Genomic DNA, 24,548 nt, shown 5'->3' with positions numbered 1-24,548 from the left:
CCGATGGCGGCACACCCGCCGTCGAGTGCCTTCGTGGCGTGGGTCTGATCTGACCGTCGCGCGACGAGGGTCGGCACTCGAGGCATGCGATAACCGATCGGTTGCCGTTCGCTGCGTGGGCCATCGCTCTCCGGTCTCGCGGGTTCTTCGCCGAACCCTGCGCGCCGGTGGCCGTGGACTCATGCTCGTCCGGCCGCCGGGAGAGGACCGGCGCTTAGATGTCGCTAGGCCCAGAGGCGTCGATCAAGGAAGAGTCGACGGCGCCTGCTGCCGACGCGGCCGACGATCGTGGTGGCGAGAAGGCGATCGCGGGTCGATCTCTCAAGCAGATCGCCTGGCGTCGGCTCAAGAAGGACAAGGTGGCGATCGCCGGTGGCATCGTCGTCATCTTCCTGATCGTCGTCGCCATCCTGGCCCCGGTGCTCAGCAAGCTGTTCGGACACCCGATCGACGAGTACCACATCGATCAGATCGATCCGACGTTCAGCACGCCGATCGGCAAGTTCGGCGGCATCAGCCGCGAGTTCCTCTTCGGCGTCGAGCCCACTTCCGGCCGGGACGTCTTCAGCCGCATCCTCTACGGCGCGCAGACCTCGCTCTCGGTCGCGTTCCTCTCGGCGCTGCTGTCGACGATCCTCGGTACGACCTTCGGCCTGGCCGCCGGCTTCCTCGGTGGCTGGGTCGACGCGGTGATCAGCCGGATCATGGACTTCCTGCTGGCCTTCCCGCAGCTGCTGTTCGCGATCGCGCTGGTCTCGGTGCTGCCGGATTCCTTCCTGTTCTTCGGCGACCGCTGGTCGCGAGTGTTCGTGCTGGTGGGCGTCATCGGCTTCTTCGGCTGGCCGTACATCGGCCGCATCGTCCGGGGCCAGACCCTCTCGCTGCGTGAACGCGAATTCGTCGAGGCCTCGCGCAGCATGGGCGCCCGCTCCGGCCGCATCCTCTTCAAGGAACTGCTGCCCAACCTGGCCGCGCCGATCCTCGTCTACGCGACGCTGATCATTCCGACCAACATCCTCACCGAGGCCGCGTTGAGCTTCCTCGGCGTCGGTATCCCACCGCCGAACCCGTCCTGGGGCGGCATGTTGTCGGACGCGGTGACCTTCTACTCGATCGACCCCATGTACATGATCATTCCGGGCGGAATGATCTTCATTACCGTGCTCGCCTTCAACCTGTTCGGTGATGGCTTGCGCGATGCGCTCGACCCGAAGGCTCGCTGAGCCGGAGGGGTCGTTACCACCGCAATATCCGCGGACCGGCCGGGTTCGCTTTCGAGGAGGTAGGAGTACAGGTGGCAAGCAAGACAAGGGTGATGGCGGCAGCTGGTATCGCCGTCACGCTCGGGCTCACCACCGCCGCGTGCGGTGGTAGCTCCGACAGTGATGACAAGGGCAGCACCTCGGGAGGCGCGGCCGGTTACAACGCCGCCATCACGGGCGTGGTCAACCCCAGCACCACCAAGGGCGGAACCCTCAACCTCTGGTCGTCGCAGGATGCCGACTCGTGGGACCCGGTTCGTGGCTACTACGCGTTCGTCTGGAACCTGAACCGTCTCTACACCCGCAAGCTGGTCGACTACTCGGCCACCCCGGGCAAGGACGGCCTCAAGCTCACGCCCGACCTGGCCGCTGCCGAGCCGGAGATCAGCGCGGACAAGCTGACCTACACGTTCAAGCTGCGGGACGGCATCAAGTTCGACGACGGCAGCCCGATCACGTCGAAGGACATCAAGTACGGCATCGAGCGGGTCTGGGCCAGCGACGTCCTCTCGGGCGGTCCGGTCTACCTGCCCGGCATCCTCGACCCGGACAAGACCTATAAGGGCCCGTACAAGGACACGGACCCGAACAAGCTGGGTCTGAAGACGGTCACCACGCCGGACGACAAGACCATCACCTTCAAGCTGGCCAAGCCCAGCGGTGACTTCCTCTACCTGCTGGCCATGCCGGGCTCGGGCCCGGTGCCGCAGAAGCGGGACACCGGCGCGCAGTACGGCAAGAAGCCGGCCTCCTCCGGCCCGTACATGTTCAAGGACATCCAGCCCGGTAAGAGCGCCTCCTGGGTGCGTAACCCGAACTGGGACCCGGCGAGCGACCCGATCCGCAAGGCGCTGCCGGACGCGATCAACCTGACGATCACGACCAACGCCGACGACCTCGACAGCCGTCTGCTGGCCGGCACCGCCGACCTCGACGTCGGCCAGGTCGGCGTGCAGGCCGCGGCCCGCACCAAGCTGCTCAGCGACCCGAACCTGAAGAAGAACGCCGACAATCCGGTGTCCGGCTTCCTGCGGTACGCGGGCATCACGCCGGTCGCGCCGCTCGACAACATCGAGTGCCGCAAGGCCGTGATCTACGCGGCCGACCCGACCGCCCTCCAGGCGGCCTTCGGCGGCCCGCTGGCCGCCGGCGACATCGGCACCAGCATGCTGCCCGACAACATCGCGGGCTCGGACGCGAACTACGACCCGTACAACCGCAAGCAGGGCAAGCCGCAGGTCGACAAGGCCAAGGAAGCTCTGACCGCGTGTGGCAAGCCGAACGGCTTCGACCTCACCATCACCGCCCGCAACAACCGGGCGACCGAGGTCAAGGCGGCCGAGGCGCTCCAGGCCTCGCTCAAGGCCGTGGGCATCAACGCCAAGATCGACCAGTACGACGGTGCGCAGCAGGCGTCGATCACCGGTTCGCCCGACAACGTGAAGAAGAAGGGCTACGGGATCATCATGGCCGCCTGGGCGGCCGACTACCCGACCGGCTCCGGCTACATGCAGCCGCTCTCGGACAGCCGCTTCATCCCGGCCAACGGCAACTACAACCTGCCGGAGATCAAGGACCCCGCGATCGACGGGCTGTTCGACAAGGCCAACCTCGAGTCCGACCCGACGAAGGCCGCGGAGTACTACAAGCAGATCAACACCAAGATCATGGAGGGTGCTTACTACCTTCCCGTGGTCTCCGCCAAGGCGCTCAACTACCGCAACCCGCGGCTGACGAACGTCTACATCCACGACACCTTCGGCCAGGTGGACTTCCAGGCCCTCGGCGTCAGCGACGGCAAGTAACAACGGCTGAGCCGTACCGTCCACAGGGTTAATCGAAGGGTTGGTGAAGGCCGCCCGTGAGGGGCGGGCACCGGATTCGCGTAATCCGGTGCCCGCCCGTCCAACAGGCCGCTCGTCGTGCTGGCATACCTGATTCGGCGTCTGTTCAACGCGGTCCTCACGTTGCTCGTGGTCACCGCGGTGACCTTCGGCATCTTCTTCCTGGTCCCGAAGGCCACCGGCAGCGACCCCGCGCTGCTCTACATCGGCAAGACTTCCGACGCGGCCTCGGTCGAGGGCATCCGCGTCAAGATGGGGCTGAACGACCCGATCGTCGTGCAGTACGGCAAGTTCCTCAAAGGCCTGGTGGTCGGCCGGGACTACGCCAACGGCCCGGACGTCAACCACTGCCCGGCGCCCTGCCTGGGCTACTCGTTCAAGACCGACCAGGAGGTCACGCCGCTGTTGCTCGGCGACCTTCCGGTCACCCTCTCGCTCGCTCTCGGCGCCGCGGTGCTCTGGTTGATCATGGGTATCTCCACCGGCGTCATCTCGGCCCTGCGAAGAGGCACGCTTCTCGACCGGGCGGTGATGACCGGCGCGCTGGCCGGCGTCTCACTGCCCATCTACTTCACCGGTCTGCTGGCGTCGGCGATTTTCGTCTACTGGCTGGGCTGGCTGCCCCAGGGCCAGTACGTGCCGTTCACCGAGAATCCCGGCGAATGGTTCATCCAACTGCTGTTGCCGTGGATCACGCTGGCGTTCCTGTTCGCCGCGACCTACGCACGGCTCACCCGCGCCAACATGCTGGAGACGCTCGGCGAGGACTACGTGCGCACCGCTCGGGCCAAGGGCCTGCGCGAGCGTACGGTCATCGGCAAGCACGCGCTGCGCTCCGGCCTCACCCCGATCGTCACCATCTTCGGTCTCGACCTGGGCGCGCTGCTCGGCGGCGCCGTCCTCACCGAGACGGTCTTCAACCTGCGTGGCCTCGGCTACCAGGCGCTCACCGCGATCCGCGGCAACGACCTGCCGATCATCCTGGGCGTCACGCTGATCGCCGCGTTCTTCATCGTCTTCGCCAACCTGGTCGTCGACCTCGTCTACGGCTTCATCGACCCCCGCGTCCGGCTGGCCTGAGGGAGAACCACGTGTCCATCGGAGCCACCAACACCCGTCCGTACCTCGAGGTCAAAGACCTCACCGTCCGGTTCGAGACCGACGACGGCATCGTCCAGGCGGTCAGCGACTCGGCGTTCAGCGTCGAGGCCGGCAAGACACTCGGCATCGTCGGCGAGTCCGGCTCGGGCAAGAGCGTCACCTCGCTCGCCGTCCTCGGCCTGCACCGCACCCGCAGCAACGCCAAGGTCTCGGGCGAGATCTGGCTCGACAACCAGGAACTGGTCACGGCCTCCGACGAGCAGGTCCGCCTGCTCCGCGGGGGCAAGATGGCCATGATCTTCCAGGACCCGCTGAGCGCGATGCACCCGTACTTCACGGTCGGGTCGCAGATCGTCGAGGCCTACCGGGTGCACCACCCCGGCGTGAACAAGAAGGTGGCCCGGGAGCGGGCGATCGACATGCTCGCCCGGGTCGGCATCCCGCAGCCGGAGCGGCGTTTCAACGACTACGCCCACCAGTTCTCGGGCGGCATGCGGCAGCGGGCGATGATCGCGATGGCGCTGGTCAACGACCCCAAGCTGCTCATCGCCGACGAGCCCACCACCGCGCTCGACGTGACCGTGCAGGCGCAGATCCTCGACCTGATCCGCGACCTCCAGGACGAGTTCGGCTCCGCGGTCATCATGATCACCCACGACCTCGGCGTGGTGGCCGAGCTGGCCGACGACGTCCTGGTGATGTACGGCGGCAAGGTGATCGAGAAAGGCCCTGCGCTCGAGGTCTTCCAGAACCCGCAGCACCCGTACACCTGGGGTCTGCTCGGCTCGATGCCGCGCCTCGACCGTGACGTGCGCGAGCGCCTCAACCCGGTCAAGGGCTCGCCGCCCAGCCTGATCAACCTGCCGAGCGGGTGCGCGTTCCACCCCCGTTGCCCGTACGCCGGGCGCAACGGCAACCGATCCTTCAACGAGGTGCCTGTGCTGCACGGCGACGTGCACAAGGTCGCCTGCCACCTGCCTCAGGAAGCTCGTACCGAGATCTTCCAGCAGGAAGTGCTACCGAACCTCTGAGCGGAGTAGAACAAAGATGAGCGAGAACCTGCTCGAGGTGTCGGGGCTGCAGAAGCACTTCCCGATCACCAAGGGGCTGCTCAAGCGTCAGGTCGGTGCCGTCCGCGCGGTCGACGGCATCGATCTCGAGGTGCGCTCCGGCGAGACGCTGGGCCTGGTCGGCGAGTCCGGCTGCGGCAAGTCGACCGCCGGGCGCCTGTTCACCCGGATCCTGGAGCCGACCGCCGGCAAGATCGTCTTCGAGGGTGTCGACATCTCCCACAAGTCGGTCACGCAGCTGCGGCCGCTGCGCCGCGACGTACAGATGATCTTCCAGGACCCGTACTCGTCGCTGAACCCGCGGCACACGGTCGGCTCGATCATCTCGGCGCCGCTGCAGATCCAGGACATCCCCACCCCGCAGGGCCTCAAGAAGGCCGTGCAGGATCTGCTTGCGCTGGTGGGCCTGAACCCGGAGCACTACAACCGCTATCCGCACGAGTTCTCGGGCGGCCAGCGGCAGCGCATCGGCATCGCGCGGGCGCTCGCCCTGCGGCCCAAGCTGATCGTGGCCGACGAGCCGGTGTCCGCGCTCGACGTGTCGATCCAGGCTCAGGTGGTCAACCTGCTCGACGACCTGCAGCGCGAGTTCGACCTGACGTACGTGTTCATCGCGCACGACCTGTCGGTGGTGCGGCACATCTCCGACCGGGTCGCGGTCATGTACCTCGGCAAGGTCGTGGAGATCGCCGAGCGCGACGAGCTCTACCGGAACCCGCGTCACCCGTACACGGTCGCCCTGATGTCGGCCGTGCCGGTGCCCGACCCCGCTCGGCGCGACAAGGCCCAGCGCGATCGGGTGCTGCTCACCGGCGACGTGCCCAGCCCGATCAACCCGCCGTCCGGCTGCCGGTTCCGTACCCGCTGCTGGAAGGCGCAGGACATCTGCGCCACGGAGGAGCCGCCGCTGACGGTCCGGCTCGACGACCCCGAGTCGCACCTCACGGCATGCCACTTCCCGGTCGTCGAGGACGAGGTCGTCGCGGGTCGTCGGCCCGCCGCGACGCCCGCCTGATCCCGTACGCGAAAACGGCCGTTCCCCCACCGGGAGGAACGGCCGTTCGGGTTTCGGGTCAGTTGCGCAGGCGCTCGCAGTTGACCACCGTGATGTAGCCCCACTCGTCGCAGATGTCGCCGGCCGCAGTGCGGTTGGCGCCGCCGTCGAGCCGGCCCGGACCCTTCAGATCGTCGTCCCCGCCGCCACCCGCGATGGTGTTCTGACCTGATCCACCGTCGAGGAGGTTGTCGGCGGCGTTGCCGGTGAGCTTGTCGCTGCCCTCGCCGCTCTTGACGTTCTCGACGTCCGCGCCGACCGTGTCCTTCTCCCCGGGCTTGCCGTCGTCGCCGGTCACCCCGTCGAGGTCGATGACCAGCGACGCCTTGTACCAGCTGTAGTCGACCGTGTCCCGGCCGGTTCCGCCCAGCAGGGTGTCGGCGGCGATGCCCCCGTCGGCCGGCTCGTCGCCCACCAGTTCGTCGTCGCCGGCCGATCCGCTCAGGTAGTCGCGGCCGGCGCCGCCCTCGAGCAGATCGTTCCCGCCGAGGCCGCCGATCGTGTCGTTGCCGTAGCCACCGTGCAGACGGTCGGCGCGAGCGGTGCCCATGAGGCGGTCCGGCCCGCGGCCGCCGTAGATCTCCTCGACCGAGGTGCCGATGCTGTCCTTCTCGCCGGCCGCTCCGTCGTCGCCCTTCGCCCCGTCGGCGTCGGCGGTGACGCCCTTGTTCCGGTGGCCGTAGTACACGACGTCGTTGCCGGTGCCGCCGTACAGCGAATCCGCATCGGAGCCGGTCGGATCGCCGTCCTGCCCGAGGTAGTCGTTGCCCGCGCCGCCGTCCTCGACGTCGTTGCCCTGCAGGCCGTACAGCTCGTCGTGGCCGTTCCCGCCGGAGAGCCGGTCGTTGCCCTCCCACCCGAAGAGGTCGTCGTCCCCGTCGCCGCCGGACAGCGTGTCGTTGCCGGTGTCGCCGTCGAGCTCGTCGTTGCCGCCGAGGCCGGACACGGTGTCGCTGCCGAAGCCGGGCTTGAGGATGTCGCGCCTGGGTCCGCCGGTGATCCGGTCGTTGCCGGCGTCGCCGTACGCGGTCATCGAGATGTCGGCCTTGTTGACCAGCACGTCGTTGTACATGCCGAGCTCGATCAACAGCCAGGTCGGATTCTTGGCCGGCGTGCAGCGAACCTTGGTCTTGTCGCCGCTGACCGCCGCGCACCCGGAACCGGCCTTGATCGCCACGACGTCGTCGATGGTGACCGTGCGGCCGGTGCGGGTGATGACGACGTTGTGGGTCTGCTTGTAGACCGACCGATAGCGGACGATCGTCGACGACGTGACGTCGGCCGTGCCGGCGGTCGCGGCCTCGGCCGGCACGGCCACCCAGGCCACGCCCGCGACGCCGACGCCGAGCACCGAGACGGCGACGCGACGGGCCTTCCTGCTCAGTCTCATGGGGATTCTCCCGAGTCTCGCGGTCACCAGCGGGCGGTGTCGGCGAGACGCTGCAGGCGCTCGTCCTTCTCGATTTGCGCGGCGCGCGCGGCCTTGGCCCGGGTGGCCGACCCGCCGGCGCCGATCTCGCAGCTGGTCACGGTCTCGCCGGCCTCGATCGGGTCGTTGCAGAAGTCATCGCCGGCCTCGCCGTCGATCGAATCGATGCCGGCATCGCCCCACAGCGCGTCGTCGCCGGCGCCGGCGACGATCACGTCGTTGCCCGGCCCGCCCTTGAGGAAGTCGACGCCGGGGGTGCCGGTCAGCCGGTCGTCACCCTTGCCGCCCCAGATGGTCCCGACCGACGGATCGATGGTGTCGCCTTCGCCGGCCGAGCCGTCGTCGCCCTGCACGCCGTCTGCGTCGGCGGTGACGGCCTTCGTCCGGTTCTCGTAGATCAGCACGTCGTCGTCCGGGCCACCGATGAAGGTGTCGGCATCGGTGCCGGCCGGGAAGACGTCGCTGCCCTCCTGGAAGAAGTCGATGCCGGCACCACCGTTGGCGATGTCGTTGCCGCCGGCGCCGTCGAAGAAGTCGCTGTTGTCGCCACCGATCATCTCGTCGTCGCCGGGACCGCCGCGCATGCTGTTCTCGCCGTTGTGACCTTCGATGAGGTCGTTGCCCTCGTCGCCGACGAGGTATTCGCGGGACGCCGTGAAGTCGCCGCCGATGAGATGGTCGTCGCCGGGTCCGCCGGAGAGCGAGTTCGAGCCGTCGCCGCCTTCGAGGAGGTCGTTGCCGCCGTCGCCGTAAAAGACGTCGAGGCCCAGCCCGCCGTACATCTTGTCGTTGCCGTCGCCACCGTAGAAGTACTGGTCGTCGCCGTCGCCGCCGTACACGATGTCGTCGCCGGCGCCGGCGTAGGACGCGGTGTCGCTACCGGGGCCGCCGTTCAACGTGTCGTTGCCGGTGCTGCCGGAGAGCGAGTCGGCGCCCTCGCCCCCGATGACCAGGTCGTTGCCGGCGTCGCCGCGCAGCACGTCGTCGCCGCCGTTGGTCTGCAGGACGTCGTCGCCGTCACCGGCGTAGATGTCGTCACGCTTGGGGCCGCCGGTGATCCGGTCGTTGCCGGCCCCGGTGCGGGCGGTCATGCCCAGGTTGGCCCGGTTGACCACGATGTCGTTCAGGTCGCCGAGGTCGACCCGGATCCAGTTCACGTTGACCGTGGGCGTACACCGGATCTTGGTGGCGTCGCCGCTGACCGCGACGCAGCCCGCGCCGGCCTTGATGCTGTGGACGTCGTCGACGGTGACGGTGTTGCCGGACTGGGTGAGGACAACGGTATTGGCCTTACCGGTCGCGGCGGTGTAGGTGACGACGTTCGTTTCGACGACTGAGACGATTCCCGTTGTCGCCGCGTCGGCCGGAAGGGCGATCCAGGCGACGCCGGCAACGGCGGCACCGCCGATCGCGACCGTGGCGACCCGGAGCGAGCGCTTGCGGAAATTCAAGGTCGTTCCTCTCCTGAAGGACATGAAGCCTCAGGAGTGTAGGTCGATACGGGACCGTCCCGCTGTCCCGTTTGCCCGCGGGGGCATCGCTGATACTCGATTTTCTGGCCGGCGGTCAGCCTTCCGGGCGGTTCAGGATTCCCACGGCTACGGCGTGGATCGCGTCGGCGTCCCTGGGGTCCTGCACGGGCGCCTTGGCCCCGGTCACGGTGTACCACTCGTCGGCGTCCTTGTACTGCACGCGGACCGTGACGTCGAAGCCGTCGACCTCGGTACGAAGAGTCAGGTCACCCGTCACCACGCCGACCTCGTCGGTCATGACCCCACCCTGGCCGGCCACGATGTCAGTGGTGAGCGCGCTGGGCGCAGCCGGCCCAGCCTCCGCGGCCGGTGCCGCCTCGTCCTCGGCGGGCGCCACGTCGTCGGCCGGCGGCTCAGCAGCGGGGACGGGCTCCTCGGGCGAGCCGGGGGAGATCGTCATCAGCAGTTTCCCAACATGTCTTCGAGCGCGGCCTTCTCTTTAGTGGTGACCGTCAGCTTCCACTTGGCCTTCACAGCGACCCAGTCTTGCGCATATTCGCACCACGCGCTGGTCTCGGTCGGTTTCCAGGTCGACGGGTCCTGGTCGCCCTTCGAGCGGTTGGACGAGGCCGACACCGCGATCAGCTGCGGGTCGTCGAGGTCGTTGGCGAAGTCGCCGCGCTTGTCGTCGGTCCACTTGGCCGCGCCCGAGCGCCACGCGTTGGCCAGCGGCACCATGTGGTCGATGTCGACCTTGGTGGGGGAGTTGAGCACCTGGCCGTCGTAGAGGCTGTTCCAGGTGCCGGCGACGACGTTGCAGCCCGAGTACTTGACCTTCTTGCCGTCCCGCTTCAGCACGGTGTCGCGGACGTCGCAGTTGTCACCCGTGCTGCGCCAGTGCGGGAACCGGTCGCGGCTGTATTTCGCCATCGAGCCGGCCTTGGCCACGGTCAGCGTGTCCAGCTGCTTCTGCGAGGCGTTGACGTCCTGAGTGGACCGGGTCGACCCGGTGGTGGGCTGGTCGGTCGGCTCGAGGGAGACGCCCTGGCATCCGGCGAGGGCGAGTAGGGCGGTGGCGAGGATCAGCGGGGTACGAGGGGGCACATGCCCCAGAGTAGGCGGGGTACGCCCGTTCTGCCCGAGTCGTGCCCCGTGGGTGGATCATCCCGCGCGCCGCCGGGCGCGCGGGATGACCCCGCGAAAATCAGCGAGCGCGGTTGACCGCGCTGGTGACCGCCTTGATCGAGGCGCTCACGATGTTCTCGTCGATCCCGACGCCCCATACCGCCTGGTCGCCGACCTCGACCTCGACGTACGCCGCGGCCTGCGCGTTCTCACCCGAGGTGAGCGCGTGCTCGTTGTAGTCGAGCACCCGCGCGGTGATCCCCAGCGGGGCGATGGCCTGCACGAACGCGTCGATCGGGCCGTTGCCGACGCCGACCAGCGGCCGCCGCTGTCCACGGTGGAAGATCTCGACGTCGATCTCGACCTTGCCGTCGCGGATCGAGGTCGAGTAGGTCTCGATCGTGAACGCCTTGGTCGTCTGGTGGTCGACCAGGTATTCGCCGGCGAAGATGTCCCACATCTGCTGCGGGCTGACCTCGCCGCCCTCCTCGTCGGTGTGGTGCTGCACCACGCCGGAGAACTCGATCTGCAGCCGCCGCGGCAGGTCGAGCTTGTGCTCCTCTTTCATGATGTACGCCACGCCGCCCTTGCCGGACTGCGAGTTGACCCGGATGACGGCCTCGTAGTTGCGGCCCAGGTCCTTCGGGTCGATCGGCAGGTAAGGCACGCCCCAGGTGAACTTGTCGATCTCGACCCCGGCCGCGTCCGCGTCGGCCTGCAGGGCGGCGAAGCCCTTCTTGATCGCGTCCTGGTGGGAGCCCGAGAAGGCCGTGTAGACCAGGTCACCGACGTACGGGTGACGCTCGTGGACGGGCAGCTGGTTGCAGTACTCGACGGCGCGCTTGATCTCGTCGATGTCGGAGAAGTCGATCATCGGGTCGATGCCCTGGGAGAAGATGTTCAGCCCCAGGGTCACCAGGTCGACGTTGCCGGTGCGCTCGCCGTTGCCGAACAGGCAGCCCTCGATGCGGTCGGCCCCGGCCAGCAGGCCCAGCTCGGCCGCGGCGACCGCGGTGCCGCGGTCGTTGTGCGGGTGCAGCGACAGCACGACCGACTCGCGCCGGGGCAGGTTGCGGTGCATCCACTCGATGGAGTCGGCGTACACGTTGGGGGTGGCCATCTCGACCGTGGCCGGCAGGTTGATGATCAGCGGCCGGTCCGGCGTCGGGTCGATGACGTCGATCACAGCGGAGCAGATCTCCAGCGCGTACTCCAGCTCGGTGCCCGTGTAGGACTCCGGCGAGTACTCGTAGAAGATCTCGGTGTCCGGGGTGTGGATCTCGGCGTATTTCTGGCAGAGCCGCGCCCCGGTGGTGGCGATGTCGGTGATGCCGTCCTTGTCGAGGCCGAAGACCACCCGGCGCTGCAGCGTGGACGTCGAGTTGTAGAAGTGGACGATCGCGCGCTTGGCCCCGCGGATCGACTCGAACGTGCGCTCGATCAGGTGTTCCCGGCACTGCACCAGCACCTGGATGGTGACGTCGTCGGGGATCAGGTCCTGCTCGATGAGCTGACGGACGAAGTCGTAGTCGGTCTGGCTGGCGGCCGGGAAGCCGACCTCGATCTCCTTGTAGCCCATCTGCACCAGCAGCATGAACATGCGCCGCTTGCGTTCGGGGGACATCGGGTCGATCAGGGCCTGGTTGCCGTCGCGCAGGTCGACCGCGCACCAGCGGGGCGCGGCCTCGACGTGCCGGGCGGGCCACTGCCGGTCGCTCAGTTCGATGGCGAATTGCTTCTGGTACGGGACGTAGCGCTCGAACGGCATTTTGCTGGAGCGCTGGGTCTCGAAAGCCGAAGAGGACATGTGGAACTGCTCCAAAGGGAGAGAAGACGAGAAGGCGGCGCGCGTCAGCTCCGCGACGAGGTGCCGGCCTGGGATGGGGCCTCGTCGCGGCAGCTAAGAAGGAGAAGCGTCTGCCACATGTCGAAAATGACCCTACGTGATCAACTGAGCCGTTGCCAGCCGTACGCCCGGATGGTGAGAACGCTCAGGCGGAAGGGACGATCCCGGTGGGCTGAACGGGGTCGGGCGCCGGGGGTGGGGCGTCCATGCCCATGGGCGGACCGGCCACCTCCAGGCCGGGCAGCGGCACGGTCGCCGGCCCCTCGACCTGGCTCGTGATCTTGAGTACGCCGAAGCCGACCCGGGCCGCGGTCAGCACCCCGTCGTCGGCGTAGCAGTAGACGCCGACGTCGACCGGGTCGGCGAGCGAGGCCGAGATCGAGTCGATGGAGAAACAACTGCCCTTGGCCCCGGCCAGCGGCTGCACCTGGGTCACGGCGAGCGCGGCCTGCCGGTCGGTGAAGACGGGGAGCCACTGCCGGAACAGGCGCTGAACCTTGGGGTCGTACTCGTCGGGAACGGGTTTGCCGGGCTTGGCGACCTTGACGCAGGTCGAGGTGATCGGGTTGGACTGCGACCCGAGCGTGCACTGGAAGACGCCGGCCGCCGTCGACGCGATCGTCACGTCGGCCGTGCCGCCGAGCGCGCCACCGCTGACATCCACCCGCCACGTGCCGTCCCGGCCGACGGTGGCCACGACATTGCGGGGCCGGCCGCTGCCGTCGTCGAGCGAGTAGAGAGCCGCGTACGCCTTGTCCATGGCCAGCGCAGCCGTCGCGGCCAGGCCGTCGCGAGCGTCCCCGGCAGCCTGACTCGGCCCGGAGCTCGCCGGGAGCGGAACTGTTTCCGGGGCGCCGCTGCAGGCCGCCACGCCCGTCAGGAGCAGGGCGGCGGTGGACAGAAGCATCGAGCGTGGGCGCACCGAGACATTCTCGCCTCCACGGGCCGAATCGCCCCGGTGCTGAGCCTTCTGGCGCTTCGGCGTGTCGCGCGTGTCAGTTCCCTTGCGCGCCGGATTCTGGGATCGCCTGTCGGAGCCGGGCCGGAGCGCGGCTACTGTGGTGGCGATTGTCCTGGCCGGCCTCGCCGGCACGCCAAGCCTGCCGGTCCCACCGGCACGCACAGCCGAAGGATTGGTTCAGCCGTGGCACTGGTGGTGCAGAAGTACGGTGGCTCGTCGGTCGCGACCGCCGAGCGCATCAAGCGCGTCGCCGAGCGCATCGTCGCCGCCCGCAAGGCCGGCGATGACGTCGTGGTCGTGGTCTCCGCCATGGGTGACACCACCGACGAGCTGATGGACCTGGCCAACCAAGTCAGCCCGCTGCCGCCCGGCCGCGAACTCGACATGCTGCTCACCTCGGGCGAGCGCATCTCGATGGCGCTGCTCGCGATGGCGATCCACAACCTGGGCTACGAGGCCCGGTCGTACACGGGCTCGCAGGCCGGCGTGCTGACCACGTCGACCCACGGCAAGGCTCGCATCATCGACGTCACGCCCGGCCGGCTGCGCAGCGCGCTCGACGAGGGCGCGATCGCCATCGTCGCCGGCTTCCAGGGCGTCTCGCAGGACACGAAGGACATCACGACGCTCGGCCGCGGCGGCTCCGACACCACGGCGGTGGCCCTGGCGGCCGCCCTGCACGCCGACGTCTGCGAGATCTACACCGACGTCGACGGCGTCTTCACGGCCGACCCGCGGATCGTGCCCGACGCCAAGCACATCAAGCAGATCACGTACGAGGAGATGCTGGAGCTCGCCGCGGGCGGGGCAAAGGTCCTGATGTTGCGATGCGTCGAATACGCGCGCCGCTTCAAGGTGCCCATCCACGTACGCTCCTCGTATTCTCAGAAGCCCGGCACCCTGGTCACCGGATCGATGGAGGACCCTGACGTGGAACAAGCGCTGATCACCGGGGTCGCCCACGACCGCAGCGAAGCGAAGATCACGATCGTCGGGGTGCCCGACGAACCGGGCGCCGCGGGCCGCATCTTCGACACCGTGGCCCAGGCCGAGATCAACATCGACATGATCGTGCAGAACGTGTCCACCGAGGGCACCGGGCGCACCGACATCTCGTTCACGCTGCCCAAGGCCGACGGCCCGACCGCGATGACCGCGCTCGACAAGATCAAAGATCAGATCAAGTTCAAGAGCCTGCTCTTCGACGACCACGTCGGCAAGGTCTCGCTGGTCGGCGCGGGTATGCGGTCGCACCCCGGCGTCGCCGCCTCCTTCTTCGCCTGCATCGGCGAGGCCGGCGTCAACATTGAGATGATCTCCACCTCCGAGATCCGGGTCTCGGTCGTCTGCCGCGACAGCGACCTCGACACCGCGGTCCGCGCCGTCCACGACCAGTTCGAGCTGGGCAGCGGCGAAACGGCAGTGGTTTACGCGGGCACCGGGCGGTAAGCCCCGTCATGGCGCAGCCCACGCTCGCCGTCGTCGGGGCCACCGGCTCCGTCGGGACGGTCATGCTCGAGCTGCTGTCGTCCCGGCGCAACGTCTGGGGTGAGATCCGGCTGATCGCGTCGTCGCGGTCGGTCGGCAAGCAGCTGAGCTGCCGGGGCGAGCAGCTCACGGTGGCCGAGCTGACCCCCGAGGCGTTCGATGGCGTCGACGTCGCGATGTTCGACGTGCCCGACGAGGTGTCCCTGCAGTGGGCGCCGATCATCGCGGCCCGCGGCGTCACCGTGGTCGACAACTCCGCCGCGTTCCGCATGGACCCCGACGTGCCGCTCGTGGTGCCCGAGGTCAACCCCGAGGCGATGGCCCACCGGCCGCGCAACATCATCGCCAACGCGAACTGCACCGTGATGGCCATGATCATGGCGATCGCGCCGCTGCACCGCGAGTACGGCCTGCGTGAACTGGTGCTGGCCTCCTACCAGGCCGCGTCCGGCGCCGGCCAGGTCGGCGTGGACACGCTGCACGACCAGCTCAGCAAGGTGGCCGGCGACCGCTCGCTGGGCTCCCGCCCGGGCAACGTACGCCAGGCCGTCGGCGACGAGCTCGGCCCGTTCCCGGCGCCGCTGGCGCTCAACGTGGTGCCCTGGTCGGGTGCGCTCGAGCCACTCGGCTGGTCCTCGGAAGAGCTGAAGCTGCGGAACGAGTCCCGCAAGATCCTGGCCATGCCGGCGCTGAAGGTCTCGGCCACCTGCGTCCGCGTCCCGGTGGTCACCGCCCACTCGATCGCCGTCCACGCCGTCTTCGGCTCCGAGGTCGACGCCGAGGGCGCCCGCCAGGCCCTGCGCAACGCCCCCGGCGTGATCCTGGTCGACGACCCCGAGGCCGGCGAGTTCCCGATGCCGATAGACGCCGTGGGCACCGACCCGTCCTGGGTCGGCCGCATCCGCCGCGCGATGGACGACCCCCGCGCGCTCGACCTCTTCGTCACCGGCGACAACCGGCGCAAGGGCGCCGCCCTCAACACCGTGCAGATCGCCGAACTGATCGCGGCCGAGCTGTCCAAATGACCGGCGTCGTCGAGGTCGTGATCACCGCCGCCGACCCTTCCTGGCTGGCCGATTTCACCCGCCGCCTGGTCGATGACCGCCTGGCCGCCTGCGGTCAGCAGGTCGCGGCGATCCGCTCGATCTACCGCTGGGACGGCGAGGTCCACGACGACCCCGAGGCCCGGGTCGCCCTGCACACCCGCGCGTCCCTGGTCGACCGCATCGTCGAGCGGGCGAACGCCGAGCATCCGTACGACGTCCCCTGCGTCCTGGCCCTGCCGGTCGCCGCCGGCAACCCCGCGTACCTGGAATGGGTGTTGCAGGAAACCGAGCCGGCCGCATAGAAACGAGAGCTCAGCGGGCGGACATTGCGTCGACTCGAACCGGTCAGGCCCGGTTTGTGTGATCGGCTCGGAGGAGGTTACCGACTCTCGCGGCGAAGTTCGACCGAGGATTTCGCGCATTCGGGCGATTGAGCGATTGCCGCCGGCACCTCTGCCACCAATCGTTCTTGCCGGGCCCGGAGGTCCTTCGCGCCCTGCGGCTGATCGCTGCTCAACGAGCCTGGGCCGACAGGACGAAGGCCAGGTCAGACAATGTCTGACCTGGCCTTCGCACGTGGTCGGGGTGGCCGGATTTGAACCGACGGCCTCTTCGTCCCGAACGAAGCGCGCTACCAAGCTGCGCCACACCCCGAGCTGCCTGGAAATACTATCCGACGCTTCGGCCAGCGCGAAATCGGTATCCCCAGGAGCGTAAAATCCCAGGTCAGCGCGGTATCAGGGTGAGCATCGAGGCCTCCGGGCGGCAGGCGAAGCGGATGGGGGCGGTGGGGTGGGTGCCCAGGCCGGCCGAGACGTGGAGCCAGGAGTCGGAGCCGGGCCAGCGGTGCAGGCCCTTGGCCATCCGGTGGGGGAGGTCGCAGTTGGTCGTCAGGGCGCCGTAGAACGGGACGCAGACCTGGCCTCCGTGGGTGTGGCCGGCCAGCAGGAGGTCGAAGCCGTCGGCGGCCATGGCGTTGAGGACGCGGGAGGCGGGGGTGTGGGTGACACCCAGGTGCAGGTCGGCGCCGGGGTTGATCGGGCCTTCGACCGTGTCGTACTGGTCGCGGTTGATGTGGGGGTCGTCCACGCCGGCCAGCTCGATCGAGCGGCCGCCGGCCTTGAGCACCGTGCGGGCGTTGTTCAGGTCGGCCCAGCCGGCGTCGGTCAGGGCTGTCCGCAGGTCTTCGGCGGGGAGGTCGGCGTCGCCCTGGACGTACTCGCGCTCGGGGAGCAGGTAGAGGATCGGGTTCTTCCAGCGGGGGCCCCGGTAGTCGTTCGAGCCGAAGACGAACGCGCCGGGGATCGCCAGCAGGGGGCCGAGGGCGCGCAGCACGCCCGGTAGCGACTCCGGGTCGGCCATGTTGTCGCCGGTCACCACGACGAGGTCGGGGTCGAGGCCGGCCAGGGCGGACACCCAGGCCTGCTTGCGGCGCTGGTCGGGCATCATGTGCAGATCCGAGATGTGCAGGATGCGCAGCGGCTCGGCGTCGGGTTCGAGCACCGGCACGTCGAAGCGGCGGAGCGTGAACAGGTTGCGTTCGATCAGCGAGGCGTAGGCGAACGTGGCGGCCCCTGTGGCGAGCACCGCGGAACCGAGAGTGAAAAGAGAGCGCTTGCGCATGGGTGACAAGGGTAGTTTCTCCGTCCATGGGAACGCTGAAAGACCGCCTGAACGATGACCTGCACTCGGCCATGAAGAGCCGGGACGAGCTCACCACGGCCACGCTGCGGATGGCGCTGGCCGCCGTGCGCAACGCCGAAGTCGCCGGTTCCGCGGCTCGCGACCTGTCGGACGACGAAGTGCTCGCCGTCCTGAACAAGGAGTCGAAGAAGCGGCGCGAGGCCGCCACGGCGTTCAGCGACGCGGGCCGGGCCGAGCAGGCGGCCAAGGAGCGGTCCGAGGGCGAGGTGCTCGAGCGCTACCTGCCGCAGCAGCTCAGCGACGACGAGATCGCCGAGCTGGTGGCGGGGGCGCTCGCGGCCGGCGGCTTCACCGGCAAGGGGCAGATGGGTCCCGCGATGAAGGCGGCCCAGGCCGCGGTGGCGGGCCGGGCCGAGGGCGGCCGCGTCGCCGCCGAGGTGCGCAAGCAGCTGGGATAGGGGCTGAGCGCGACAAGGTGAGCGCGCTTCGGAAGGGGGAAGCGCCGGGGCAGGCCGCCCCTGATTCTCGCGATCGCCGGCATGGTTCTGGGCTTCGCCTTCGGCGTCGTCCGGCAGTTCCTGCTCGCCGGCTGAGCACAGCGAAACGGGGGTGCGGCGATCCGGCCGTACCCCCGCAAGGGGATTTCAGATCGCGAGCTGGGGCCGGACCGGGACGGCCGTGACCGCCGGGCTTGCGCTGCGCCCCGGCAACTGCTGCTGCGGCACCGCGTACGGTCCGAGCATGGATTCGATGGCCGGGGCGATCGCCGGCCGGTCGTTGAGCTGGATCAGGCGGGCGGCGCGGGCCAGTGAGCCGGTCTCCCCGTCGCGGAAGCCCTCGCGGTAGCCCTTCTCGTAGCGCTCCCCGCGGCCGAGGGCCCGGCCGAGAGCGAAGCAGGAGGAGCCGGCGAGGGCGAGGAGGAAGAGCAACGCGAAGGGTGTCACCGTCATTTTCCTTCCGGGGTAAATGTACTAATTAGCCGAAAAGTACCCCTAGAGCATGGCTCATGCGGTAGAGCGGTGATCAAGTACGCCAACGGGTGACTCCCCTTGCGTTCCGGCCAGCCGAGCGGGAATGTCGTCGGGATCGGATGGCCGGCACAGGTGGAAGCCCTGCCCGTAACCGCAGCCGAGGCCGCGTAACGCCGCGAGCTGTGCGGCGTTCTCGATCCCTTCGGCCACCACCCGCAGTCCGAGAATCTGCGCCAGCTCGACGATCGTGCGAACCAGGGCGAGGTCCTCCGCGGTCAGCTCGGCCCGGGCGATGAACGCCCGATCGATCTTGAGTTCGTCGACCGGCAACTCCCGCAGGTAGGCGAGCGAGGAATACCCCGTGCCGAAATCGTCGATCGACAGCTGTACGCCGAGATCGCGCAGCACACCGAGGGCCGACTTCCCCAGATCGGGCTCGCTGACCAGCACCGACTCGGTCAGCTCGAGGGTCACGGCGCTCGACGGCAGCCCGGCCATGGCCAGCGCCCGCATGGCGTTGTCGGCGAACCGCGGATGGACGAGCTGGTGGCCCGAGACGTTGACGTTGAGGCCCAGATCCGGGAAGTCGCGCCGCCACTTCGCCACCTGCATCGCGCTCTTCTCGAGCACCCACTGCCCGATGTCGACGATCAGCCCGAACTCCTCGGCGACCGGGATGAAGTCGACCGGCGACACCAGGCCGCGGGTCGGGCTGTGCCAGCGGATCAGCGCCTCGACACCGGCCGGCTGCCCGTCGGCCAGCCGGATCAGTGGCTGGTACTGCAACCGGAACTCGCCGTCGCGCAACGCCCGTTGCAGGTCTCCGCGCAGGCTCAGGTGGTCGAGCGCCTCGGCGTGCATGTACGGCTCGTAGACCAGCACCCGTCCCGGACTCTCCTTCTTGGCCCGGTACATCGCCACGTCCGCGTTGTGCAGCAGATCCTCGGATTTCTCATCGGCCTTGCGCGAGGTCGCGATGCCCACGCCGGCGCCGATGAAGACTTCGCGGCCGGCCACCCGGAACGGCTCCTTGAGGGCGGCCACGATCCGCTCGCCGACAATCTGGGCGGATTCGGCCGGGGAGTCGTGCAGCAGCGCCGCGAACTCGTCGCCGCCGAGCCGGGCCGTGGTGTCGCTGGCCCGTACGCACCCCCGCAGCCGCCGCGCCACCAGGGCGAGCAGCTGGTCGCCGGCGTCGTGCCCGAGGCTGTCGTTGACCGTCTTGAACCGGTCGAGGTCGATGAAGAGCACGCTGGTCGGGTCGACCAGGGTGTTCCGCGAGGCCAGCACCCGGTTGAGGATCTTGAGGAACAGTGCCCGGTTGGGCAGCCCGGTGAGCAGGTCGTGGTGGGCCTCGCGCACCGCCTCGACCGTGCGCGCGTCGGTCAGGGCCAGGCTGACCTGCTGGGCGAAGGCGTCCAGTTGGTCGCGCTGCTCGGTGTTCCGGTCGGTCACCCCGGGCAGGTACGCGACCAGGCTGCCGGCCATCTCGCCGGTGACCCGGACCGGGGCCGCGATCATCACGCCGTCCGCGTCCGGCCGCACCAGCACGGCTCCGCCGGCCATCGCCGCGCGGGCCAGGCTCTCCGGTGGCGCCTCGCCGTCCCCACAGGTGGAGGCGATGCTCAGCCGCCGGTCGGGCCCGCCCTCGGCCAGCATCAGCGCCACCGTGGCCCCGCCCAGCAACTCGGCTGCGCCGCAGGTCACCGCGTCGAGGATCTCGGGCAGCGGCTGCCGGCCCGAGATCGCCCGCTGAATCGTGAGCAGCGACTCGACCAGCCGTTGCCGGGTCTGTGCGCTCGTCGCCTGCTGTTCCGTCTCGGCCCGCAGGTGACGTTCCGCGGCGAGCACCCGGATGCTGCGGAGGGCTAGGCCGAGCACCTGACCCATGCCCTGCAACATCTGCCGTTCCGCGGGGCCGAACGGCTCGGTGAGCCGGGCCACGATGAGCGCGTCGCCGCTCTCGCCGCCGAGCGGGTTGCTGACGGCGTGCAGTTCCCCGAGGTACGGGACGACGAGGATCGGCTGTCCGGCGGCGACTTCGTGCAACGCCGCCTCGGGCAGGACCGGTCCGAAACCGTACGCCCCCGAGACCCGGCCCTCACGCACCACCGCGCCCACCTCGGCCTCGACCATCTCGGTGGCCCGCTCGACCGCGCCGGCGATCGCCGTCTGTTCGTCCTCGGCCGCGTTGACCGCGGTGAAGTACTCGGTGAGCTGGTGCGTCGACCAGGATTCCATGGCTCAGGCCAGAGCCAGCGTGACGAGGGTCAGGGCATGAGTGCCGAGCGCGCCGCGTACGCGGGCGATCTCACCCAGCGTGTAGAAGCCGGCGAACGGGGCATCGCTCAACGCCGTACGCATCGCCTGGATCTCGTGGTCGAGGCCGCCCTCGACGAGACCGGCCCACCGGCCGCCGCAGTCGAAGGCGAGCACGCCGAGTGGTGGCAGGCCGTCGAGCCGGGCGATCGCCTCGGTGCACGACCAGGCGGCGCCGTCCAACATCGACTGCCGGTCGCCCTCCATGAGCCAGACCAGCGCGCCCTGCGGCACGTCGTTGGAACCCCAGACCGAGCGCTCCTCGTCGTCGCCGGCGTGGATCACCCGGATGTCCTCGCCGTTGCGCCGCGAAAGCCCGAGCGGTTGCAACGCCCGGCCGCGGTCGAACAGTTCGGCGGCCGTGCCTTCCATCTCGTTGCGGCGCAGCAGCACGTCCAGGGCCGGTTCCCCGTCGAGCTGGTAGATGTGCGGGCCGTTGGCCCTGGTGACCACCATCGGCGGCTCCTTGCGGCGCCAGCCGTGCGCGACGCCGATGCCGATCGGACCGTCCGATCCGAGCCCGAGCCCCACCACCGCACCGGTGAGCACCTCGTCGCCGATGAACTGGTACGTCTGCCGGAACCGCCGGTCGTCGGCCGCGAACCCGCCGACCAGCGGAACACTGGCCCCGATCGAGGAGTAGGCCCCGCGGACGATCTCGTGCTGCGGGCCCACTAGGCCGTCGGCCAACAGCACCAGCACCTGGTGCTCGTCGTCCAGACCGTGCAGCGCCTCGGCCGCTGCCGACCCTGCGGCCCGTGGATCGGATTTGTGGATCCGGGCCGCCCGGGCCTGCACGGTGAAACCGTCGCCGCCGAGGGCCGCGACCGCGACGCCACCGTCGGTCGTCCCGGCGCTGCCCAGCTCGCCCATCGTCGTGGCGCCGACGATCTCGGCGTCCGGTCCGGCCTCCATCCGTACGCCCCGCAGCAGCGCCGGCAGATCGTGGGCGACCGATGCGAAGACGAAAACGGCCTTGGCCTCCCGCCCGCCGATCGCCTCCGACGCTGCCTCGGCCCCCGCCTTGCGGGAGTCGGGCGCGCTGCTCTGGCCCACGCCGAACCAACGGTGCAGGATGCTCTGCATGATCCTCTGATCGGCACCGTTTGTCGGTTGCTGAGTGGTTGCGTGTGGGGTGCCGTCCGGTGTCCCGCAGCGGCCTGCGAGGCTTGGTTCCGTGACTGACTCCGACCTTGCGCGGCAGGTCCGCGCCGTGAGCCGGCTGACCGGCGAGTTCACCCTGCGTTCCGGCCGCGTCGCCAACGAGTACTTCGACAAGTACCAGTTCGAGGCCGACCCGGTGCTGCTCGACCAGCTCGCCGAGGCGATGGCTGTGCTGATCCCTGAGGGCACCGAGGTGCTGGCCGGTCTCGAGATGGGCGGCATCGCCGTCGTCACCGCGGTCGCCCGGCACGCGAAGCTGCCCACCGCCTTCGTCCGCAAGGAGGCCAAGAAGTACGGCACCGCGCGGCTGGCCGAGGGAGCCGAGGTGGCCGGCCGGCGGGTCCTCGTGGTCGAGGACGTGGTGACCTCGGGCGGCCAGGTCGTCATCTCGACCGGCGACCTGCGCAAGCTGGGTGCGCACGTCGACCACGCGCTCTGCGTGATCGATCGTCAGGAGGGCGGCGCGCAGGCTCTCGCGGCCGAGGGCATCACCCTGCGGGCGCTGCTGACCCGGGCCGACCTGGAAGCCGTCGCCTGATCCATTTACATAGGTAACCTGACGACATATGTTGGCTGTGTGAGAGAGCCGACGTATTTCATCCTGGCCGCTCTGCAGGACGAGCCGGCCCATGGCTACGCGATCATGAGCCGGGTGGCCGCGCTTTCCGGTGACCGGGTGCGCCTGGCCACCGGCACCCTCTACCAGGCCCTCGACCGCCTCACCCGAGAGGCGCTGATCGAGGTCGTCCGGGAAGAGGTGGTCAACGGCCGCGCCCGCCGCCACTACGCGCTCACTCCGGACGGCCGTTCCGCCCTCCAGGCGGAGGCCGCCCGGATGGCCGCGGCGGCACGCATCGTTCTGCGGCCGCGTGTCGCCGGGGGTACGGCATGAGCGAGCGCCTGTACGAAACTCTGCTGCGCCTCTACCCGGCCGCCCATCCCCGCGACGAGATGCTCGACGTGCTGCTGACGGCCGGCCGCCCGGTGTGGCGCGAGATCCCGTCGCTGCTGCTCGGTGGCCTGCGGGCCCGGTGCGGTGGCGACCAGCCGCTCGCCGTCCGCTGGCTGTACGCCGCCCGCGCGGCGGCCCTCCTGCTGCTGATCTTCAGCGCCGTGGGCTCGGCCCGCGAAGTCGCGTCGACCTGGCTGCCGCTGAGCACCATGCAGATCCTGGTGTGGGTCGCGGTGGCCCTCGCGGTCGTGTCGATCATTGCCGGCTGGCGGGTGCCCGCGGCCCTGGCTGGCTTCGCCACCTTCGCGATCAGTGCGGCCGACGGGGTCGACTGGCGAGCGGTCACCGCCTATTCGCTGGCGGCGGTGCTGCTGCTGATTCCAGGCCCACCCACCCCCGTGCGCAACCCGATCCTGCTGGCGCTTCCCCTGGTGCCGCTCGATGCCGTCGCACTCGGCACCGAGCCCCTCTACCTGCTCGGCCTGGCGGTACTGGCCTGGGCAGTGGTCGACGAACGGGTCGCGCTCGCCGTCGGGCTGGCCTTCTGCGTAGCGTTCCTGCAGGTGATCGCCGACCTGCCGGGCGCCGACGCCCGTGGGGTCCTCATCCTCACCGGGTCTCGCATCGCTTACGTGGCCGCCTTCCTCGTCGTCGGCGCCTGGGCAGCGCGCCGGCGGGCACGCGTGTAGGGCCGGTTCACCGGATCGTGGGCTCTACCGTGGACGGATGACGAGGTTCGCTCTTGTCGGGTTCGGCTTTCGCGCGGCGGCGTTTCACCGGGTCGCGCAGGCGCTGCCCGAGTTGGAGTGCGTCGGCGCTGTCGTGCGGGAGCCACGGCCGTTGCCCGTTTCGGCCTACAGCGACCTGCGTGAATGCGTAAGCAGTGCCCGGCCCGACTTCGTGGTCACCGCCGTCCCGCGCGCGGCCAACCCGGGCGTCATCGCCGGTGCGGTGGAGCTCGGCCTGCCCGTCCTGGCCGAGACGCCGCCGGCGCCCGACCGGGCCGGCCTGCGTTCGCTGTGGACGACGGCCGGGCCGTCCGGACTCGTGCAGGTCGCGGAGCAATATCTGCTGATGCCGTCGCACGCCGCCCGGCTGGCGGCTGTGCAGTCCGGCATCATCGGGACGCCGACGCAGGTGCACGTGTCGTCCACGCAGCAGTACCACGCGATCTCGCTGATCCGCGGGATGCTGGCCGTCGGACATGACCCGGCGACGGTGCGAGCCGTGCGAACCGTCGCGCCGCTGCTCGACCCGCTCGATCGTGCCGGGTGGACCGATGCCGCGGAACCGAAGCCGGCCACCACCACCATCGCCACGCTGGACTTCAGCGACGGGCGCTCGGCTGTCTACGAGTTCACCACCAACCAGACGAGGAATCTGCTGCGCTCGCGACGGCTGCTGGTCCGCGGCACGCACGGCGAACTGAGCAACGACGAGATCGTCCACATGCCGGCCCCGCGGACGATCACCCGCACCGCCCTCATCCGCCGGCAAAGCGGCCACGACCTGGACCTGAACGGTTTCGACACGGAGACCATCACGCTCGGCGAGAAGGTGCTCCACCGCAATCCGTACGTCGGTCATCGCCTCAACGACGACGAGATCGCCACCGCCGCACTGCTCGACGCGATGGCGGCCTGGGTGCGGGGCGAGGGGCCACCGCCCTATCCGCTGGCCGAGGGCAGCCAGGATCATCTGCTGGCGCTGGCCGTTGAGGAAGCCGCAGAGACCGGCCAGGAAGTGACCACGGCCGCGGGCAACTGGCCGCCGCCGGCGCACACATGAGGGTGGACATCG

The 24,548-nt window shown here is 69.4% G+C and carries 23 protein-coding genes and 1 tRNA gene; 13 read left to right on the top strand and 11 right to left on the bottom strand.

What is annotated here, in order from left to right; translation table 11 throughout:
• Positions 1-218 precede the first annotated feature (218 nt).
• The 5 genes from LXN57_RS07745 to LXN57_RS07725 all read left to right on the top strand — a co-directional run bounded on the left by LXN57_RS07745 (position 219) and on the right by LXN57_RS07725 (position 6,292).
• Entirely contained in the window at positions 219-1,223 is a 1,005-nt protein-coding gene (locus LXN57_RS07745; protein WP_251797308.1) for an ABC transporter permease, read from the top strand.
• 71 nt (positions 1,224-1,294) lie between these two features.
• Positions 1,295-3,067, top strand: coding sequence for an ABC transporter substrate-binding protein (locus LXN57_RS07740; RefSeq protein ID WP_251797307.1), 1,773 nt, complete (start codon positions 1,295-1,297; stop codon positions 3,065-3,067).
• A gap of 117 nt (positions 3,068-3,184) precedes the next feature.
• On the top strand, positions 3,185-4,186 hold the full coding sequence (locus LXN57_RS07735; RefSeq protein ID WP_251797306.1) for an ABC transporter permease: 1,002 nt from the start codon (positions 3,185-3,187) through the stop codon (positions 4,184-4,186).
• Positions 4,187-4,197: 11 nt separating this feature from the next.
• Positions 4,198-5,238, top strand: coding sequence for an ABC transporter ATP-binding protein (locus LXN57_RS07730; RefSeq protein WP_251797305.1), 1,041 nt, complete (start codon positions 4,198-4,200; stop codon positions 5,236-5,238).
• A gap of 16 nt (positions 5,239-5,254) precedes the next feature.
• Positions 5,255-6,292 carry an ABC transporter ATP-binding protein gene (locus tag LXN57_RS07725; RefSeq protein ID WP_251797304.1) on the top strand — a complete coding sequence of 346 codons (1,038 nt, stop codon included), beginning with the start codon at positions 5,255-5,257 and terminating at the stop codon, positions 6,290-6,292.
• A 58-nt stretch (positions 6,293-6,350) separates the two neighbouring features.
• Here LXN57_RS07725 and LXN57_RS47860 read toward each other — a convergent pair whose 3' ends face one another.
• The 6 genes from LXN57_RS47860 to LXN57_RS07685 all read right to left on the bottom strand — a co-directional run bounded on the left by LXN57_RS47860 (position 6,351) and on the right by LXN57_RS07685 (position 13,125).
• On the bottom strand, positions 6,351-7,721 hold the full coding sequence (locus tag LXN57_RS47860) for a calcium-binding protein (RefSeq protein WP_285904605.1): 1,371 nt from the start codon (positions 7,719-7,721) through the stop codon (positions 6,351-6,353).
• A 23-nt stretch (positions 7,722-7,744) separates the two neighbouring features.
• The gene (locus LXN57_RS07705) at positions 7,745-9,211 is read right to left on the bottom strand and encodes a calcium-binding protein (RefSeq protein WP_251797303.1); all 1,467 of its coding nucleotides are present in this window, start codon (positions 9,209-9,211) and stop codon (positions 7,745-7,747) included.
• A gap of 115 nt (positions 9,212-9,326) precedes the next feature.
• Positions 9,327-9,692 (bottom strand): hypothetical protein, encoded by a 366-nt coding sequence (locus LXN57_RS07700; protein WP_251797302.1) that lies wholly within the window; start codon positions 9,690-9,692, stop codon positions 9,327-9,329.
• The gene (locus LXN57_RS07695) at positions 9,692-10,336 is read right to left on the bottom strand and encodes an HNH endonuclease family protein (RefSeq protein WP_251797301.1); all 645 of its coding nucleotides are present in this window, start codon (positions 10,334-10,336) and stop codon (positions 9,692-9,694) included. Before LXN57_RS07695 ends, LXN57_RS07700 begins: the two co-directional genes overlap by 1 nt.
• 100 nt (positions 10,337-10,436) lie before the next feature.
• Positions 10,437-12,164, bottom strand: a complete 1,728-nt coding sequence (gene leuA / locus LXN57_RS07690; protein ID WP_251797300.1) for a 2-isopropylmalate synthase — start codon at positions 12,162-12,164, stop codon at positions 10,437-10,439.
• A gap of 184 nt (positions 12,165-12,348) precedes the next feature.
• Entirely contained in the window at positions 12,349-13,125 is a 777-nt protein-coding gene (locus LXN57_RS07685; protein ID WP_251797299.1) for a hypothetical protein, read from the bottom strand.
• Positions 13,126-13,347: 222 nt separating this feature from the next.
• Here LXN57_RS07685 and LXN57_RS07680 point away from each other — a divergent pair, with 222 nt between their 5' ends.
• Genes LXN57_RS07680 through cutA form a run of 3 tightly spaced genes read left to right on the top strand, consistent with a single transcriptional unit; the run spans position 13,348 to position 16,000 of the window.
• The gene (locus tag LXN57_RS07680) at positions 13,348-14,613 is read left to right on the top strand and encodes an aspartate kinase (RefSeq protein WP_251797298.1); all 1,266 of its coding nucleotides are present in this window, start codon (positions 13,348-13,350) and stop codon (positions 14,611-14,613) included.
• Positions 14,614-14,621: 8 nt separating this feature from the next.
• Positions 14,622-15,677 carry an aspartate-semialdehyde dehydrogenase gene (locus LXN57_RS07675; protein WP_251797297.1) on the top strand — a complete coding sequence of 352 codons (1,056 nt, stop codon included), beginning with the start codon at positions 14,622-14,624 and terminating at the stop codon, positions 15,675-15,677.
• Positions 15,674-16,000, top strand: coding sequence for a divalent-cation tolerance protein CutA (gene cutA, locus LXN57_RS07670; protein ID WP_251797296.1), 327 nt, complete (start codon positions 15,674-15,676; stop codon positions 15,998-16,000). The genes LXN57_RS07675 and cutA overlap by 4 nt, the downstream gene beginning before the upstream one ends.
• A gap of 275 nt (positions 16,001-16,275) precedes the next feature.
• On the opposite strand, the gene LXN57_RS07665 is transcribed toward cutA, so the two are convergent.
• Positions 16,276-16,352 (bottom strand) — tRNA-Pro (locus LXN57_RS07665).
• Positions 16,353-16,424: 72 nt separating this feature from the next.
• Complete coding sequence (locus LXN57_RS07660; RefSeq protein WP_251797295.1) at positions 16,425-17,321, bottom strand: metallophosphoesterase; 897 nt, start codon at positions 17,319-17,321, stop codon at positions 16,425-16,427.
• Positions 17,322-17,347: 26 nt separating this feature from the next.
• On the opposite strand from LXN57_RS07660, the gene LXN57_RS07655 reads away from it, so the two are divergent.
• Complete coding sequence (locus LXN57_RS07655; RefSeq protein WP_251797294.1) at positions 17,348-17,800, top strand: GatB/YqeY domain-containing protein; 453 nt, start codon at positions 17,348-17,350, stop codon at positions 17,798-17,800.
• A 186-nt stretch (positions 17,801-17,986) separates the two neighbouring features.
• Here LXN57_RS07655 and LXN57_RS07650 read toward each other — a convergent pair whose 3' ends face one another.
• Genes LXN57_RS07650 through LXN57_RS07640 form a run of 3 tightly spaced genes read right to left on the bottom strand, consistent with a single transcriptional unit; the run spans position 17,987 to position 21,718 of the window.
• Positions 17,987-18,292 carry a hypothetical protein gene (locus LXN57_RS07650; protein WP_251797293.1) on the bottom strand — a complete coding sequence of 102 codons (306 nt, stop codon included), beginning with the start codon at positions 18,290-18,292 and terminating at the stop codon, positions 17,987-17,989.
• Positions 18,293-18,346: 54 nt separating this feature from the next.
• Positions 18,347-20,554: a putative bifunctional diguanylate cyclase/phosphodiesterase gene (locus tag LXN57_RS07645; protein WP_251797292.1), complete on the bottom strand. Its 2,208-nt coding sequence runs from the start codon at positions 20,552-20,554 to the stop codon at positions 18,347-18,349.
• Between the two features lie 3 nt (positions 20,555-20,557).
• Positions 20,558-21,718 carry an FIST signal transduction protein gene (locus LXN57_RS07640; RefSeq protein ID WP_251797291.1) on the bottom strand — a complete coding sequence of 387 codons (1,161 nt, stop codon included), beginning with the start codon at positions 21,716-21,718 and terminating at the stop codon, positions 20,558-20,560.
• 91 nt (positions 21,719-21,809) lie between these two features.
• On the opposite strand from LXN57_RS07640, the gene pyrE reads away from it, so the two are divergent.
• Genes pyrE through LXN57_RS07620 form a run of 4 tightly spaced genes read left to right on the top strand, consistent with a single transcriptional unit; the run spans position 21,810 to position 24,536 of the window.
• Positions 21,810-22,334, top strand: coding sequence for an orotate phosphoribosyltransferase (pyrE, locus tag LXN57_RS07635; RefSeq protein WP_251797290.1), 525 nt, complete (start codon positions 21,810-21,812; stop codon positions 22,332-22,334).
• A 39-nt stretch (positions 22,335-22,373) separates the two neighbouring features.
• Positions 22,374-22,688: a PadR family transcriptional regulator gene (locus LXN57_RS07630; protein ID WP_251797289.1), complete on the top strand. Its 315-nt coding sequence runs from the start codon at positions 22,374-22,376 to the stop codon at positions 22,686-22,688.
• Entirely contained in the window at positions 22,685-23,437 is a 753-nt protein-coding gene (locus LXN57_RS07625) for a hypothetical protein (protein WP_251797288.1), read from the top strand. Before LXN57_RS07630 ends, LXN57_RS07625 begins: the two co-directional genes overlap by 4 nt.
• Positions 23,438-23,474: 37 nt before the next feature.
• Positions 23,475-24,536, top strand: a complete 1,062-nt coding sequence (locus tag LXN57_RS07620) for a Gfo/Idh/MocA family protein (protein WP_251797287.1) — start codon at positions 23,475-23,477, stop codon at positions 24,534-24,536.
• Positions 24,537-24,548: the final 12 nt, after the last annotated feature.

It is taken from the genome of Paractinoplanes hotanensis (genome assembly GCF_023717965.1).
Taxonomy (GTDB): domain Bacteria; phylum Actinomycetota; class Actinomycetes; order Mycobacteriales; family Micromonosporaceae; genus Actinoplanes; species Actinoplanes polyasparticus.
The sequence above is the reverse complement of the archived record's forward strand: the minus strand, read 5'-3'. Positions and strand labels throughout refer to the sequence as shown.

Coding starts and splice junctions, on each gene's coding strand:
- LXN57_RS07700 (WP_251797302.1), bottom strand. CDS start 9,692: ATGACGATCTCCCCCGGCTCGCCCGAGGAGCCCGTCCCCGCTGCTGAG.
- LXN57_RS07645 (WP_251797292.1), bottom strand. CDS start 20,554: ATGGAATCCTGGTCGACGCACCAGCTCACCGAGTACTTCACCGCGGTC.
- LXN57_RS07675 (WP_251797297.1), top strand. CDS start 14,622: ATGGCGCAGCCCACGCTCGCCGTCGTCGGGGCCACCGGCTCCGTCGGG.
- LXN57_RS07660 (WP_251797295.1), bottom strand. CDS start 17,321: ATGCGCAAGCGCTCTCTTTTCACTCTCGGTTCCGCGGTGCTCGCCACA.
- LXN57_RS07745 (WP_251797308.1), top strand. CDS start 219: ATGTCGCTAGGCCCAGAGGCGTCGATCAAGGAAGAGTCGACGGCGCCT.
- LXN57_RS07620 (WP_251797287.1), top strand. CDS start 23,475: ATGACGAGGTTCGCTCTTGTCGGGTTCGGCTTTCGCGCGGCGGCGTTT.
- cutA (WP_251797296.1), top strand. CDS start 15,674: ATGACCGGCGTCGTCGAGGTCGTGATCACCGCCGCCGACCCTTCCTGG.
- leuA (WP_251797300.1), bottom strand. CDS start 12,164: ATGTCCTCTTCGGCTTTCGAGACCCAGCGCTCCAGCAAAATGCCGTTC.
- LXN57_RS07725 (WP_251797304.1), top strand. CDS start 5,255: ATGAGCGAGAACCTGCTCGAGGTGTCGGGGCTGCAGAAGCACTTCCCG.
- LXN57_RS07625 (WP_251797288.1), top strand. CDS start 22,685: ATGAGCGAGCGCCTGTACGAAACTCTGCTGCGCCTCTACCCGGCCGCC.
- LXN57_RS07640 (WP_251797291.1), bottom strand. CDS start 21,718: ATGCAGAGCATCCTGCACCGTTGGTTCGGCGTGGGCCAGAGCAGCGCG.
- LXN57_RS07650 (WP_251797293.1), bottom strand. CDS start 18,292: ATGACGGTGACACCCTTCGCGTTGCTCTTCCTCCTCGCCCTCGCCGGC.
- LXN57_RS47860 (WP_285904605.1), bottom strand. CDS start 7,721: ATGAGACTGAGCAGGAAGGCCCGTCGCGTCGCCGTCTCGGTGCTCGGC.
- LXN57_RS07655 (WP_251797294.1), top strand. CDS start 17,348: ATGGGAACGCTGAAAGACCGCCTGAACGATGACCTGCACTCGGCCATG.